This is a genomic window from Flagellimonas sp. 389, assembly GCF_018449435.1.
GTDB lineage: Bacteria > Bacteroidota > Bacteroidia > Flavobacteriales > Flavobacteriaceae > Flagellimonas.
Window position 1 is genome coordinate 117,452 of the sequence record NZ_JAHCMU010000008.1, and the last position, 15,839, is coordinate 133,290.

Sequence of the window (15,839 nt, forward strand, 5' to 3'; positions counted from 1 at the left end):
ATGCAAATAGAAGTTGTAAAATCCAAAGTCCACAGGGTAAAGGTTACAGGCGCCGATTTAAATTACATTGGCAGCATTACCATTGATGAAGACTTAATGGATGCCGCTAATATTATTAGGGGCGAAAAGGTTCAAATTGTCAACAATAACAATGGTGAGCGATTGGAAACTTATGCAATACCCGGACCCAGAGGTTCCGGAGAACTAACACTTAACGGAGCTGCTGCCCGCAAAGTAGCCGTTGGCGATGTCCTTATATTGATAACCTACGCAACAATGGATATTGAAGAGGCAAAATCCTTTAATCCCGCTTTGGTTTTTCCTAATGAAGAAACCAATCTCCTAAATTAGTTTTGAGTCCGTCCCTCAAAAAAATTCTTAAAGTAGCTGTTCCAATACTTATTGGAGCTGGCTTGGTTTTTTATTCTTATACATCGACCTCAGCAGAGGATAGGACAAAGATTCTCGCGTCTATTCAAAATGCTGACTTAACATGGGTCTTTTTATCAATATTCATTGGTATACTAAGCCATATCTCAAGAGCCGTTCGTTGGAATTATCTCTTGTATCCTCTTGGATATAAGCCACGGCTCATCAATAATGTCCTAATAATACTTACAAGCTATTTCGCGAACACACTAGTTCTTAGGTCTGGGGAATTTCTAAGGGCCACGGCATTGACCACATACGAGAACGTTCCCTTTGAGAAAGGTTTTGGCACCATTGTCACAGAACGTATCATAGATGTCATTATGCTCATGTTAATTATCCTAACCGCTCTGCTTTTTCAAACCGATGTAATTTTGGGAATCCTTGAAGAAAAAGGGATAGGTCTAGTAGGCTCGTTAGTCCTCTTACTTGCAGGTATTTTAGGTCTTTTAATCGCTATCCGCATCATTAGAAAGTCGACTTCTACCTTCGCAATAAAGGTCAAAACGTTTCTTAACGGTCTTTTAGAGGGTGTTTTGAGCATTTTTAAAATGAAGAACAAGTGGGCTTTTATTCTTCACACACTTTTTATTTGGGCTTGCTATATCGCCATGTTCTGGGTCATTAAATTCACGGTTCCCGAAACTACCGATCTTCCCTTAGGCGCCTTCTTGGTAGCATTTGTAGCCGGTGCTTTTGCAATGGCCGCAACCAATGGTGGTCTGGGGCTTTTCCCCATTGTAGTCACTGCTGCCTTGTCCGTATATGGTGTAAGTAAAACTTCTGGTGACGCATATGGTTGGATCATGTGGACTGCACAAACTTTAATGGTGGTCGTTTTTGGCACAATATCCTTTATCATATTACCGTTAATAAATAGAAAATAGGTAGACCCCGACCGCCTAAAAACTTAACCGTGATGAAAAAATGTCTATTTGTACTAATAGGCCTACTATGCACCAATCTTGGCGCGCAGGTAAAAAAAGAGATTTTCGAATCCTTTAAACTGCAGGAAAGAAGAAACGTTTCCTACTATTTCCCAGAAGACTATTCCGAAGAAAAAAAATATCCCTTGATTTTGGTATTGGATGCCGAATATCTTTTTGACCAAGTTGTGGCCATCTCTAAGTTCAACAGTCAATTTCAAGGAATGCCGCAAACCATAATCATTGGCATAGACCAATTGGAAGATGAGCTACGTTGGGAAGATTGTGCTTTTGATGAACAAACAGGTCTGCCAACTGAAAAAGGAAAACTCTTTTTCGAATTTTTGGGCATGGAAATCATACCTTCTATTGATACAAAATACAGTACTGCACCTTTCAAAATGGTCATAGGATACGATATCACTGCGAATTTCATGAACTATTGGTTGTTTAAAGACCATTCATTGTTCAACTCGTATATAAGTATCTCACCGCTTTTGGCTCCAGAAATGGAAAGCAGAATCCCAGAGCGTTTGGCCACAATGGACAAACACATCTTTTATAATCTTATAACAGCAGGTAACAGGGATAAAATCACCAATAACATTTTACAGCTGGACAGAGGTATTAAAAGTTTGGAAAAAGAAAATATCCACTATTATTCTGATGAATATCCCAATGCAAGCGAACTTTCGGTCATTACCTACGGATTGGGAAAAGCATGGGAAAGAACGTTCCAAATGTTCAAACCTATCAGTCCAAAAGAATATAAAACCGAAATACTGGTTTCCAATGATCCGGTCATTAACTATCTTGAGGATAGATATAACATGATCGAAGAGCTCTTTGGTTTTGAAAAACCTATGGAACTCAATGATATTATGGCTATTTATGCTGCAAGCTTGAAAAAAGAAGATTTTGAATCGTTAAAGCCCTTGTCGGATATATGTAAAAAACTATTCCCCGATACCATGCTAGGTTTTTATTTTGAAGGAGAGTATTTTGAACAACTAGGGGAACCAAAAAAGGCTTTCAAAGCATTTGAAAAAGCTTTTCAGATGGAAGAGATAGACTTTTTAACGAAGGATATGGCCCTTGAAAAAATAGATGCCCTTAAGGCCGACTTTGGATATTAAACCCCGATTTATTGGATTGTTGGATAGGTTAGATTTTTAGATATATGGTTTTGGTTTGATTATTCCATGTCATACTGAGCTTGTCGAAGGATTCTTTGTTTGATGTTTCGATTCTTCGATTACCTGTTTTTTGGATAGCAAGTGAATATAAAACTTTAGGTTGAGCGACCTAACAATCCAAAGCTCCAAAAATCGAATAATCCATGAGTCTAAAAATCTATCAAAACCAGTATCTTTAGCCAAAACCAAGACCGGCTCATGGCTAAGACCAAAACAACTTTTTTCTGTCAAAACTGTGGTGCGCAATATCCCAAATGGGTAGGACAATGTTCATCTTGCAAACAGTGGAATACCATTGTTGAAGAGGTCATTCAAAAAGAGGACAAGAAAAGCTGGAGAAGCGAATCCAACACAATAAAAAAAATTGCTACTCCTTTGCGTGTCGCAGAAATCAACAACGAAAAAGAAATTCGATTAGATGCCCAGGATAAAGAGTTCAACAGGGTACTTGGTGGAGGTATTGTACCTGGTTCATTGATTCTTTTGGGAGGGGAACCCGGTATTGGTAAGAGTACGCTGCTTTTGCAAATAGCTTTGAAGCTCGCCTACAAGACACTGTATGTTTCTGGTGAAGAAAGCCAAAAGCAAATAAAAATGCGAGCTGACCGCATTCATCCGAATAGCGAAACTTGCTATATCCTCACCGAAACCAAGACACAAAATATTTTTCAACAAATTGGTACTTTGGAACCAGATTTGGTCGTCATCGATTCCATTCAAACCCTTCATACCGATTATATTGAATCCGCCGCAGGTAGTATCTCACAGATACGCGAGTGTACGGCAGAACTAATAAAATTTGCAAAAGAAAGTAGTACGCCCGTTATTCTAGTGGGGCATATCACCAAAGATGGCAACATTGCAGGACCTAAAATTTTGGAGCATATGGTAGATACTGTTCTTCAGTTTGAAGGCGACCGTAACTATGTATACCGAATTCTTCGCTCCCTTAAAAATCGATTTGGCTCTACGGCAGAATTGGGAATCTATGAAATGCAGGGAAGTGGTTTGCGTGAAGTAAACAACCCATCCGAAGTATTGATTTCAAAAAATGAAGAAGACCTTAGCGGAACAGCGATAGCCGCAACGGTAGAAGGCATGCGACCCCTGCTTATCGAAATACAGGCCTTGGTCAGCACGGCAGTTTACGGAACCCCGCAACGTTCTGCAACCGGATTCAATGCCAAACGACTGAACATGCTTTTAGCCGTCTTGGAAAAAAGAGCAGGTTTCAAATTAGGGGCAAAAGATGTATTCCTAAACATTACCGGCGGAATCTCCGTAGATGATCCCGCAATCGACTTGGCCGTATTGTCCGCAATTTTATCCAGCAATGCGGATATTCCCATTGAAAAAGGAACCTGTTTTGCTGCGGAGGTAGGTCTAGCAGGGGAAATACGTCCCGTACAACGTGTTGACCAACGCATCTTAGAAGCAGAAAAATTGGGGTTTTCCACAATCTATGTTTCCAAAAGCAACAAAATCGGGATTAAAAACACAACCATACGTTTACGACTGGTCTCTAAAATTGAAGATGTCGTGAATACACTGTTTATCTAATTTTATGGAGCAGGGTTGGGGATTTCGTTATGGATATCCTCGATTCCCTTCAAAACCTCATCGGAAAGTTCCACATCTATACTTTCAATGTTTTCCTTTAATTGCTCCATAGTGGTCGCCCCAATGATATTACTGGTCAAAAAAGGTCGTGTATTAACAAAGGCCAACGCCATTTGTGCCAAGCTCAAACCGTGTTCCTGCGCCAATTGATTGTACTTTTCAGTAGCTTGTGTAGCAGTATCGCTGCTATATCTTGTGTAATTGGGAAAAAGGGTAATCCGGGCCTTTCTAGGTTTGATCTCGCCAAGATACTTTCCACTTAAAACCCCAAAAGCCATGGGGGAATACGCCAATAGTCCTATATGCTCACGTATTGAAATCTCAGAAAGTCCAACCTCAAAAATTCGGTTCAACAAGTTATACGAGTTTTGAATGGTCAACATTCTGGGCAGACTTCTATGAACTTTGCTCTCTTCCAAAAAACGCATGGTTCCCCAAGGCGTTTCGTTAGAAATTCCAATATGTCTTATTTTCCCTTCGGATACCAAATCCCGCAATGTTTCCAAAACTTGGTGAATGTTATCTTCCCATGGATCTATGGCGTGGGCATTGTATCCTCGTTGTCCAAAAATATTCACGTTTCGTTCTGGCCAGTGCAACTGATACAAATCAATATAGTCCGTTTGCAAACGTTGTAAACTGCCTTCAACCGCCTTTATAATGGAATCTTTGCTAAAACCAGTTGTCCTAATAAACTTGGTATAGTCTCCCCTCCCGGCAATTTTAGAGGCAAGAACGACTTTATCACGGTTACCCGTTTTTTTGAACCAGTTTCCTATAATCTCTTCAGTGACCGCATAAAGCTCTTTTTTGGCCGGTATCGGGTACAATTCTGCCGTATCAAAAAAATTGACTCCTTGTTCCAAAGCGTAATCCATTTGTTCGTGACCTTCTTCCTCAGAGTTCTGCCGTCCCCAGGTCATCGTCCCCAAACAAATTTTGCTCACTTTAATATCAGTGTGTGGGAGTCTGGTGTATTTCATTTAGCTATCTTTTTTAGATTGGCAAAATTACTCAATACTTACGTTTATACTTAATGCTATCGTTATTTTTCTACTTCCAAAAGAATGGGACAATGATCGCTATGCTTTGCATCCGATAAAATAACAGACCGTTTCAATCTATCCTTTAACGTCTCGTTCACCATACCATAATCCAATCGCCAACCTTTGTTGTTGGCACGTGCATTAGCGCGATAACTCCACCATGTGTAATTGTGCGGTTCTTTGTTAAAATGTCTGAAACTGTCAATAAACCCGCTTTCAATAAAATTTCCGATCCATTCCCGCTCTACGGGCAAAAATCCCGATACATTTTTATTTCGAACAGGATCATGGATGTCCATGGCTTCATGGCAAATGTTGTAATCCCCACAAACAATTAAATTGGGGCGTTCTTTTCTGAGCACATCGGAATACTTCTGAAAATCTGCCATATAGGTCAACTTGTGTTCCAACCGTGCCATATTGGTTCCAGAAGGCAGGTACATGCTCATAACCGAAATATCTCCAAAGTCCGCTCTAATGTTTCTCCCCTCAAAATCCATGTAATCGATTCCCGTGCCATATTCCACATGGTCAGGTTGCTCCTTGCACAACAAGGCAACCCCACTGTATCCTTTCTTTTGCGCACTGAACCAATAATGGAACTTATATCCAGCGGCTTCGAAAACAGACACATCCACCTGCTCTTTTAGTGCCTTTATTTCTTGCAGACAGACCACATCTGGGTTTACAGTTTGCAACCATTCCATAAATCCTTTGTTAAGCGCTGCCCTAATTCCGTTGACATTGTAGGATACTATCTTCATCTTCAAATTTTTGTTAAAAATAGCTATTGTGTTTCGCTATTTAAAATTCGACTTTTCAACGGACATGGTTTAAATTTGAAGTATGGAACGTTAATTGATTCCTACTATTGGACTTAAAAAACGAAAATCATGAAAAAACTATTCTTCTTAGGCCTCTTTCTTTCTTGTTATTTCATGAATGCCCAGGCCTATCCAAGATTTAACAACGACCACGAAATAAAACTGAACGCCGGATTATTTTTAATCACTGGTGCTGTAGAAGGTTCTTATGAATATTTTCTTGGTGAGGATACCAGTATTGGCGGTACAGTATACTTTAATAGCGATGCCACGGAATATAACGGAGACTTTGGAATTGGACCCAATTTTAGGGCGTATTTTGGCTACCAGCCCCGTAGCGGTTTTTTTGCCGAAGCTTTTGGTCTTTATTACACTGGGGAAGATGAAGTTGATGACCCAAATGCCTTTAGGGACAACACATACAGTACCTTAGCTTTGGGGTTGGGCCTAGGAAACAAATGGGCAACACGGAGCGAGAAATTTACCCTGGAAATCTTTGGCGGTTTTGGAAGGAACATTAATCCAGAGGATTTTCAGGACACCTTTATGTATCGAGGGGGGCTCTCCATTGGTTTTAGGTTTTAATCGCTAATTTTAATTTACATAAATGACAGCACTTTTATTGATCGATATCCAACTCGGTTTACAGGAAACCGATTTCTACGGAGAAGAACGAAGCAATCCCGATGCAGAAAAAAACTGCAGCAGATTGCTTGATGAATTCAGAAAGAGAAACTTGCCCTTGTTTCACGTTCAACACTGTTCCACAAATTCGGAATCACCCTTGCACCCCAATAAAGCAGGCAATGCATTCAACCCATTGGTAGCACCAAAAGATGGTGAACCCGTTGTACAAAAAAATGTAAACAGCGCTTTTATAGGAACCGACCTGGAATCCCAGCTTAAGGCCAAAGGCATAACAGACTTGGTTATTGCAGGATTGACCACGGAGCATTGCATTTCCACCTCAACGCGAATGGCATCAAACCTCGGCTTTAACACCACATTGATTTCCGATGCCACGGCCTCGTTCAATAAAATTGGAATCGATGGAGAATCTATCTCCGCAAAGACCGTTCATCAAATTGCATTGGCCAACCTTAAAGATGAATTTGCAACCATAAAAGATACCACGACACTCCTGCAAGAACTGGACAATTAGTGTTATTTTTATTCTGTATTCCCGTCATTCAAACCTTTTTATGTTTCGCTTAGCCCTAGTTTCCTTTGTATATCTCATCATGAATAGTTTCCCTGTAGTATCCCAAGAAAAACCACTTAGAATTGGTGTTGCTGGGCTCACCCACACCCATGTGCATTGGATTTTGGGACGAAAGGATATTGGCGATATCGAACTGGTGGGCATTGCGGAGCCCAATCGGGACTTAGCGAAAAGGTATGCAGAACAACATGGCTATTCCATGGATTTGGTGTACGATTCCCTCGAAGAAATGATCGCTGCCACCAAACCCGAAGCGGTGACGGCCTTTGGAACCATTTTCGACCATTTAGAAGTAGTGGAAACCTGTGCCCCAAAAGGAATCCACGTGATGGTAGAAAAACCCTTGGCGGTCAGTTTGGCACATGCCAAAAAAATGAAGGCTTTGGCAGAAGAAAACAACATTCACCTACTAACCAATTATGAAACTACCTGGTACCCCACCAATCATAAGGCAAAAGCTTTATTGGAGCAGGGAAAGGTTGGGGATGTAAGAAAGGTCATTGTTCGCGATGGACATCGTGGACCCTTAAAATTGGGCATCAACAGTGAATTTTTGGATTGGTTGCTGGACCCTGTGGAAAATGGTGGGGGCGCCCTTATGGATTTTGGATGCTACGGTGCCAATTTAATGACCTGGTTGAAAAATGGGGAAAAACCAAATACGGTAACCGCTGTTACCCAACAACTGCAGCCCGAAAACAATCCGAACGTGGATGACGATGCCACCATTTTGCTGACCTATGATGATGCACAGGCTAGTATTGAAGCCTCTTGGAACTGGCCCATCGGCAGGAAGGATATGGAAATTTACGGACTTACCGGAGCGCTTTATACCGATAACAGGAATCAACTGCGAATTCGCATCGCAGAGGGCTATGATGGCTTTTCCGAAGAAAAAATGGACCTACCGGAGCGGGATTATCCGCTGAACGACCCCTTTTCGCTATTGGCGGCCGTTGTAAAAGGAAAACATCAACTTTCCCCGTACGATTTATCCGCTCTGGAAAACAATATGGTGGTCATGGAAATTTTGGATGCGGCCAGGGAAAGTGCCAAAAAAGGAAAGACCATCAAACTAAAAAAATAATACTACGCTTCTTCGATTGTTACGCATAATCCCAAATATCACTATGAAAGGTATTCTCCCCATGCTCTTGCTGCTTATGGTAGTACAAACTTTTGGTCAGACGGTTAAAAAGGATTCCATTACGCAGTTGGATGAAATCATCCTTACCGAGGACAACCCCAACAAGAAGGCCATTGGCATTACCCCTTCTTCCACCATCAATTCGGTCACTTTTGAAAAATTCAGTCCCATTGATGTATCCGCGGCCATCAATCAGATTTCGGGGGTGTATGTGCTTTCGGGAGCTTTGAACACCAATAGAATTACGGTGCGGGGCATTGGGGCGAGAACACCTTTTGGTACGGACAAGCTCCGCCTATATTTTAACGGAATCCCCGTAACAAATGGTACCGGTTCCTCTACCATTGAAGCTTTTGACCTGGAAAATTTGGGTTCGGTCGAAGTCATAAAAGGGCCAAAGGGAACCGCTTTTGGCTCAAATCTGGGAGGCACCATTTTATTGGATACCAAATCGCCCCCAGTGGACGAGACCCGTTTGACCAATACCTTTACCGTTGGTTCTTACGGAATGCTGAAGGACAACCTGTTGTTTCAACATGCCGAAAAGGATTTTGACCTGACGTTTAGCTACAATCACCTACAAACCGATGGCTATCGCCAAAACAACCGTTTTGAACGGGACGGGTTTCTGCTGAATTCCAACATCAAGTTAAGTGCCAAAAGCACGGTCGGTCTGCTGTTGAACTATATTGATTACACCGCACAGATACCAAGTTCCATCAACCAGACGGATTTTGACGAAGACCCAACACGTGCCGCGGGGAACTGGCTGGCCGCACAGGGTTTTGAAGCTAATAACTATGTTTTGGCAGGGCTGTACCATACGTATACCTTTGGAAAGACCTTGAAGAATACCACCAGTATTTTTTATTCCTATCTGGACCATTACGAACCCCGCCCATTTAACATCTTGGACGAATTCACCAACGGATTTGGGTTTAGGAGCGTCTTTGAAGGGGATCTGGGGAAAGTGCAATATTCGTTTGGGAGCGAACTGTACAAGGACGAATACCACTGGGGCACTTTTGAGAATTTATTTGCGGACAACAATGGCAACGGAAGTTTGCTTGGAGAGCGTATAAGCAGGAACCGGGAGTTTCGCAGGCAGTTCAATCTCTTTGGAACGTTGACCCATCCCATTACCCCATCGCTTTCCGCACAATTGGGCATGACCCTGAACAAGACCAATTACAACTTTAGGGACCTGTTCAATGAAGGGGCTGAGAGCACTTCGGCGGAACGTAATTTTGACCCCATACTCCTGCCGAGTTTTGGATTACAGTACCAGCTAGAGAACGGGCAACTCTATGCCAATGTCAGTAGAGGATTTTCCAATCCAAGTCTGGAAGAAAGCCTGACCCCGGATGGGGTGATCAATCCCGATATTGCCCAGGAAACAGGCACCAATTATGAATTGGGAAGCCAATTGCTGTTCTTGAAAAAAAGACTGTCGTTGAACCTTACGCTGTACCGAATGAACATCAACAACCTATTGGTGGCGCAACGTGTGGGCGAAGACCAATTTATTGGAAGCAACGCGGGCGAGACCCGCCACCAAGGTTTGGAAATGGATGCCAAGTACCTGTACAACCTCTCCAAGAAATTGGTGTTTTCGCCCTACCTCAGCTATACGTTCAGCGACCATAGCTTTACCGATTTTGTGGATGGGGAAAACGATTTCTCCGGCAATCCGCTTACAGGAGTTCCAAGGCACCGGATAAGCTCGGGGTTCGATGTGCAGCATGCCAATGGTCTATGGTTGAACGTGACCCATCAGTTTGTGGATGAAATCCCCTTGACGGATGCCAATAGTTTAAACAGGGAAGCCTTTAATGTGTTCAATGCCAAATTGAGTTACCGGACCACCTTGGCCAACAACTTCTCCTTGGGGCTGAATGTTGGGGTCAACAATATTTTTGATACCGTCTTTGCGCAATCGGTATTGATCAATGCCGTTGGCTTTGGCGGAGCGGAACCCCGTTACTTTTATCCTGGCAATGACAGGAATTATTTTGGTGGAGTACGGTTGCAGTATCTTTTTTGACTCACCCTAAGATAAGTCTTACAAAATATAGCGTTTATCTGCTATATTTGGAGGTACGTTGATGAATATTACATGCAAATAAACAAGTTGCAATAATTACAAAACTTAAATATGAATTTAGAATATTTCTTTTTTGATTTACCAATAAATACACCTCTGAAAATAACAGAAACTGAAAGGACAAATGAGTTCGAGCCTCTTTTTCGATGGCTTTCGTCACATGACATTGAGGGATATAATCCAATTAGGAAAAAGCAATCTACATTTTCAATATCTAAACGATTTGAGTTTTCAAATGGTAAAGTACAAAATGACGGATATACTGAAATTCAAATACAATGTAGGAGATATTCAGATGTTTTACGATTCTACTGTAGATGGATACCTGCAGAAAAAGTATTAATTAAATATGGGCAACATCCGACTGTAGCGGACTTTCATGTTCATGAAATAAAGCAGTACAAAAAGTTGCTATCACAAGACAAGCTAAGAGAATTTACAAAGGCAATCGGATTGGCAGCTAATGGAGTAGGCATCGGTTCGTTCGTGTATTTAAGAAGAGTATTCGAGCACCTAATAAATGAGGCCTATACAGAAGCCCAAAATGATAAAAAAATTGATGAAGAATTATTCAAAAAATCAAGAATGGATGAAAAAATCGAGATTCTATCCGATTTCTTACCTGTCTTCTTAGTCTCTAACAAAGGAATTTATTCAATCCTAAGTTTAGGTGTGCATGAATTGGACGAAAAAACTTGCCTTGAAAACTTTGATACACTAAGAGTTGGAATTGAAATAATTTTAGACGAAAAATTAGAGGAATTGAGAAAAAGACAAAAAATTCTAGACGCACAAAAGAAAATTGACTTGTTGAAAAGTACTTTAAATAAATAACTATTGCCGACAGTGGATATAAGTAATTGCTTTTTCTCGCTTACTCCTGAAAACCCTTACGGATTCTCAGTTTGGTGTGCACTTGTAAAGCTAATCACTAAACCACGCAACTATTCATAGCTAAAACCTTTGGGTATAATTTAAAATGATACGAGATACAAGACCTCAAGATTCAACGGGAATGTCCGTTTCAGAAATTATCACTCAAGGAAAAGCAAAGCACGGCTGGCAACCTTATTCTCATATCAATGACAACGGAGTTGATGCAATGATAATCTTCAGAAAAAAAGCAATAGATACTGGAGAAATAATGTTTGCTCAAGTAAAATGCGGAACAGGTTCAGGATATTTTAAAAAAACAAAAAAAAGACCTGTACATTTTGGTGTTAATGTCGGCGAAGACTACATTAAAAAACATAGAGAAAAATGGGACAGATTATCATCACCTATAATTTTAATATATGTAGATTATTACACTCAAAAAGCTTGGTGGACTGATTTAAAGGATGAAAAATCTTATTCAGATGAAAACAGGAGTATTATTCTTGTTCCAAAAAATCAAAGATTTGGAAAACATAGTTTTGGAGAGTTTAAGAATCTAAAAGGTCGAATATTTGTGAGTAAGGAAATCGAATTCTTAGACACAAAAAATGAAGATTTTAGTTATCTAAAGTTGGAGGATAGCATCAAAACTAATGCTAAAAAATTTTATTTAGAGTGGTCTAAAAGTGACGTTTCTGAAAGGTCACATCCTCAATTAGGAGAAATAATAATTTCGAGAGTTGGTTGGAGACACTTGACAAGAAATGATAGAAAAATAAATAGAATTGTTAACTCATTTTCATTATTAGGTGTTGCAAAAAAAATTATTACCACAACAAATAAATGCTATCAAATTAAACAACTAAAAGTGGAATTAAAGGATGGAACGCATTTAATAACTGATTATTTAGCTCTTAAAAGAAAAGTTATTTTCCCTTTTCGTCAAGACAGTTTAATTCAAGTAATATTAAAAAGAAAAAGGAAGTTAAATCCTAAAAAAGGTACTATCGATAGTAAGACTTGGTTCTATTCGGTTTATGAACCATTATCTAAAAAAAATATCCATTGATTCCACATATAACTATACTCGTTTTGAGCCATCGTACTTTAGTCGCCTTATCAAAGTGAGACAGTATGGGAACCAATGGAAATTCAAATATATAAAACTATATCTAACATGGCTATGTAAGTAATGGTGCCCTTCTCACCTACTTCTGAAAATCCTAGCGGTTTCAGAACATTCAATCCCGTTTCCGCAAGACAATACTGATGTCCCGTAGCGCGGAAACCACATGCTGGACTTCCCTACGCTCAAAGGTATCCGCTTCCAGATAGAACAGCATTTCGATTCCCAGATCAAGGATTTTTGCCAACTCTTCAGGAGAACCGTAGGAATCCACAATTAGGTCGTTCAAACATTTTTGTTGTTTTTCTCCAAACATCAAACTGGAAATTCGTGTTATCAAATTTATCTAAAAATATTCAAATAACTACTAATTAGTAGTAACTAATCAATAGCTGTCTTGATTTCTTTACCAACATGGACAAATCAAAGGAAATCGAGAAACTCGCCAAACGGATAAAATCCCTGAGAATCGAAAAAGGATATAGCAGCTATGAAAATTTTGCATTCGACAACAAAATCCATAGGGCGCAATATGGAAGGTATGAAACGGGAACGGACATGCAGTTCACCAGTCTGCTCAGAATAGCCGAAGCATTCGATATGACCCTTGAAGAATTTTTCAGTAAGGGGTTTGATTAGATTGGCGTTTGCCAGCACGGTGCATAATCAACAGGAAATTACGAGTGGAAATTCCTGCAATCGATTATCTTTAGTCTTGGGTGGACAATTTCCTGTTGGAAATGTTGGTAATGAAATCATGGTTGGAACTATTGTACTTGAATAAGCAGGAAATATTAATTGATAAATTTAAATGGGTTTTTATAAATATTGCATTGGTATTTATATCAATCTTTTATGCTATTCCAAATATTATTACAGATAAGAAAGAACTCACCCAAGAATATGGAACATTGAGCGAAGTGTTTGTTGAAACATATAAACACAAACAGCATAAGTATTTTGGATATAGAAACAGAAAACAATTGGTTCTTATAACTTCAGATAGGATACGAAAGACCTATAAACTAACTGACCAGTTTCAAGGACATTGGCAGAATTTTCTAAACGAAAATGCAATTGGGAAAGAACTAAGGGTCTATTTGCAGACCGACAATTCGCGGACCGACCCCTTGATTGTGGAACTGGATAAAAAAAGAGTTTACGGAAAATCTTCTAGTCTTTTCTTTTCGATTGTAATTGCACTAATGACAGTTTTACTTTCGACTTATCACTTGTATAAAATTATAAAAAAGAAATAACTAAGCTCAACAAAAATTATAGTTTATAGCTGTAATTTGTCAACTTCAAAACTACTCGCTAAATAAATAGCCTATGAAAACAACAAAAATCATAGTACTGGTATTTGGAACTTTAATTTCCCTGAAATCTTTTGCCTGTATCTGCAAGTTCAAAAAGCTGCCCGAACTGCAAAAATTGGAATTTGAAAATTCGGAGTCTATTTTTATTGGGGAGGTTGTAGAAATAGATACTTTGTATAGAACTTTCAAAATTAAAGTTTTGGAGTCCTTCAGTGTAGATGTTATTGGAACAGTGTATAACGGTAGTAATGATAAGTTTTGTGGGCCAACCGTCAACGAAAAAGGAAAATGGCTGATCTATGGAAATTTCAATGCTGAAAATCTCTTGGAAATAAATACGTGTGGCCTCACACGTAGCTTTGAACATCCTGAAAACAATATTTCGGTTACTAGACTGCCTATACCACCACCGTCGAATACAAAGGAATCTGAATCCCAAGTTGAAAAGAGAAAAAAAGAACGAAAATTAAGGACAAAATCGGATTTAGAGAAAGAAATAGCCCTTTTAAGAAAAAGGACACAATAGTATTGACAACCAACAACTCCTCATGAAAAAAGCAAATCCGTAATCAACGGTTGTACGGGACGGTTAAGCTGCACTTAAGAAGCCTGCACCCTATTAAAGAATTCTTTCCCCAAATTAAATAATTAAATTCGTTATTTAAGTTTTTTTAATTTTTCTTAAATTAGAAGGTTTCTTAATTAAAAAGCATGAAAGACTTTAAAGCGGGTAATTATATCAATCAAGGAACCTTCAAAAGCTTCATCCCAGAAAAGATAAATAGGGATTGGACACTTGATGACATGGAAGTCATAGCACTATTAAGCCAAGCGGATAGACAGCTTGGACGGCTTGACATGTACTCAGAACATACACCCAATATTGATCTGTTCATCTCAATGCACGTTTTAAAAGAAGCTACCAAATCAAGTAAAATTGAAGGTACTAAAACCAATATTGAAGAAGCACTGCAAGACAGGGAAGAAATTGCTGAAGAACAAAGAGACGATTGGGAAGAGGTCCAGAATTACATTAATGCCCTTAATTCAGCAGTCAACGCTCTCGACGAACTACCCTTATCATCAAGACTCATTAAGATGGCCCATAAGGTCCTGCTTCAAGGTGTTCGAGGGAAACACAAAATACCTGGACAGTTCAGGACAAGTCAAAATTGGATTGGAGGTGCCTCAATTTCTGATGCTACCTTCATTCCTCCTCCTCATCAAGAAGTTCCAGGTTTGATGGGAGACCTGGAAAAATTTTCCCACAATACGGAAATCAAGTTGCCCCATTTATTAAAAATTGCCCTTATTCATTACCAGTTTGAGACGATTCATCCATTTTTAGATGGCAATGGGCGTGTTGGTCGTCTTTTGATCACACTGTACTTGGTCGAAAAAAGAATTCTAAAAAAACCCACACTTTACTTATCAGATTTCCTCGAGAGGAATAGGCAATTGTATTATGACAACTTAATGAAGGTAAGATCTTCAGACGATATAAAACAGTGGTTTAAATTCTTTCTTGTTGGAATCATTGAAACCGCAAAAGGAAGCATAGCCACTTTTGATAAAATAATGAAATTACAAAAGGAAGTAGATGCTAAAATTCAGGTTTTAGGAGCCAGAACCAATAACGCTCGAGCTGTCATTAGCCAACTCTATTTACGGCCTTTGATCAATGTTCAAAAAGTGGCCGAACTAACAGAACTCTCGCTTCCATCGGCATACAAGTTGGTAAATGAGCTTGAACAGCTCGGAATTCTTAAAGAAATTACAGGAGCCAAAAGAGGAAAACAATATTGGTTTGATGATTACATCAAATTGTTTAAGTAAAATGCATTCTAGCAATGAAAAACATTTTTTATGTTTCATGACACGTTTCCGTATTTTACCCTAAAATCGAAAAAAGACCATCTAAATCGAACTTCGTGATTTTTTTGGTAAACCAACAGTCCAAAATACCCCATTTCCCCATTCGGAATACTCCCCCGATTATAGTAT

17 protein-coding genes are annotated in these 15,839 nt (G+C 39.5%); 14 read left to right on the forward strand and 3 right to left on the reverse strand.

Annotated elements, in window-relative coordinates:
• The 4 genes from panD (at window position 1) to radA (ending at window position 4,111) form a co-directional block, all read left to right on the forward strand.
• A complete protein-coding gene (gene panD / locus KIM67_RS08740) occupies window positions 1–351 on the forward strand; it encodes an aspartate 1-decarboxylase (protein WP_163417475.1) in 351 nt (116 codons plus the stop codon).
• A gap of 2 nt (window positions 352–353) precedes the next feature.
• Window positions 354–1,316, forward strand: coding sequence for a lysylphosphatidylglycerol synthase transmembrane domain-containing protein (locus tag KIM67_RS08745; RefSeq protein WP_213830959.1), 963 nt, complete (start codon window positions 354–356; stop codon window positions 1,314–1,316).
• Window positions 1,317–1,348: 32 nt separating this feature from the next.
• On the forward strand, window positions 1,349–2,491 hold the full coding sequence (locus tag KIM67_RS08750) for an alpha/beta hydrolase (RefSeq protein ID WP_213830960.1): 1,143 nt from the start codon (window positions 1,349–1,351) through the stop codon (window positions 2,489–2,491).
• 258 nt (window positions 2,492–2,749) lie between these two features.
• Window positions 2,750–4,111, forward strand: coding sequence for a DNA repair protein RadA (gene radA, locus KIM67_RS08755; RefSeq protein WP_213830961.1), 1,362 nt, complete (start codon window positions 2,750–2,752; stop codon window positions 4,109–4,111).
• A gap of 2 nt (window positions 4,112–4,113) precedes the next feature.
• Here radA and KIM67_RS08760 read toward each other — a convergent pair whose 3' ends face one another.
• Window positions 4,114–5,154, reverse strand: coding sequence for an aldo/keto reductase (locus KIM67_RS08760; RefSeq protein WP_213830962.1), 1,041 nt, complete (start codon window positions 5,152–5,154; stop codon window positions 4,114–4,116).
• Window positions 5,155–5,216: 62 nt separating this feature from the next.
• Window positions 5,217–5,981 (reverse strand): exodeoxyribonuclease III, encoded by a 765-nt coding sequence (locus tag KIM67_RS08765; protein ID WP_213830963.1) that lies wholly within the window; start codon window positions 5,979–5,981, stop codon window positions 5,217–5,219.
• 129 nt (window positions 5,982–6,110) lie between these two features.
• Between KIM67_RS08765 and KIM67_RS08770 the strand changes: the two genes are divergently transcribed.
• From KIM67_RS08770 to KIM67_RS08795, 6 genes are all read left to right on the forward strand, one after another.
• A complete protein-coding gene (locus KIM67_RS08770; RefSeq protein ID WP_213830964.1) occupies window positions 6,111–6,626 on the forward strand; it encodes a hypothetical protein in 516 nt (171 codons plus the stop codon).
• Between the two features lie 22 nt (window positions 6,627–6,648).
• Complete coding sequence (locus tag KIM67_RS08775; RefSeq protein WP_213830965.1) at window positions 6,649–7,203, forward strand: cysteine hydrolase family protein; 555 nt, start codon at window positions 6,649–6,651, stop codon at window positions 7,201–7,203.
• Window positions 7,204–7,282: 79 nt separating this feature from the next.
• On the forward strand, window positions 7,283–8,350 hold the full coding sequence (locus KIM67_RS08780; RefSeq protein WP_250149206.1) for a Gfo/Idh/MocA family protein: 1,068 nt from the start codon (window positions 7,283–7,285) through the stop codon (window positions 8,348–8,350).
• Between the two features lie 43 nt (window positions 8,351–8,393).
• Window positions 8,394–10,454, forward strand: coding sequence for a TonB-dependent receptor domain-containing protein (locus tag KIM67_RS08785; RefSeq protein ID WP_213830967.1), 2,061 nt, complete (start codon window positions 8,394–8,396; stop codon window positions 10,452–10,454).
• Window positions 10,455–10,565: 111 nt separating this feature from the next.
• The gene (locus tag KIM67_RS08790; RefSeq protein WP_213830968.1) at window positions 10,566–11,348 is read left to right on the forward strand and encodes a hypothetical protein; all 783 of its coding nucleotides are present in this window, start codon (window positions 10,566–10,568) and stop codon (window positions 11,346–11,348) included.
• Between the two features lie 145 nt (window positions 11,349–11,493).
• The gene (locus KIM67_RS08795; protein WP_213830969.1) at window positions 11,494–12,459 is read left to right on the forward strand and encodes a DUF4365 domain-containing protein; all 966 of its coding nucleotides are present in this window, start codon (window positions 11,494–11,496) and stop codon (window positions 12,457–12,459) included.
• Between the two features lie 172 nt (window positions 12,460–12,631).
• Here KIM67_RS08795 and KIM67_RS08800 read toward each other — a convergent pair whose 3' ends face one another.
• Complete coding sequence (locus KIM67_RS08800) at window positions 12,632–12,805, reverse strand: hypothetical protein (RefSeq protein WP_250149207.1); 174 nt, start codon at window positions 12,803–12,805, stop codon at window positions 12,632–12,634.
• 125 nt (window positions 12,806–12,930) lie between these two features.
• On the opposite strand from KIM67_RS08800, the gene KIM67_RS08805 reads away from it, so the two are divergent.
• From KIM67_RS08805 to KIM67_RS08820, 4 genes are all read left to right on the forward strand, one after another.
• Window positions 12,931–13,155 carry a helix-turn-helix domain-containing protein gene (locus KIM67_RS08805; protein WP_213830970.1) on the forward strand — a complete coding sequence of 75 codons (225 nt, stop codon included), beginning with the start codon at window positions 12,931–12,933 and terminating at the stop codon, window positions 13,153–13,155.
• Window positions 13,156–13,265: 110 nt separating this feature from the next.
• Entirely contained in the window at window positions 13,266–13,775 is a 510-nt protein-coding gene (locus KIM67_RS08810) for a hypothetical protein (protein WP_213830971.1), read from the forward strand.
• Window positions 13,776–13,848: 73 nt separating this feature from the next.
• Window positions 13,849–14,361 (forward strand): hypothetical protein, encoded by a 513-nt coding sequence (locus KIM67_RS08815; RefSeq protein WP_213830972.1) that lies wholly within the window; start codon window positions 13,849–13,851, stop codon window positions 14,359–14,361.
• Between the two features lie 185 nt (window positions 14,362–14,546).
• Window positions 14,547–15,671, forward strand: coding sequence for a Fic family protein (locus KIM67_RS08820; protein WP_213830973.1), 1,125 nt, complete (start codon window positions 14,547–14,549; stop codon window positions 15,669–15,671).
• Window positions 15,672–15,839: the final 168 nt, after the last annotated feature.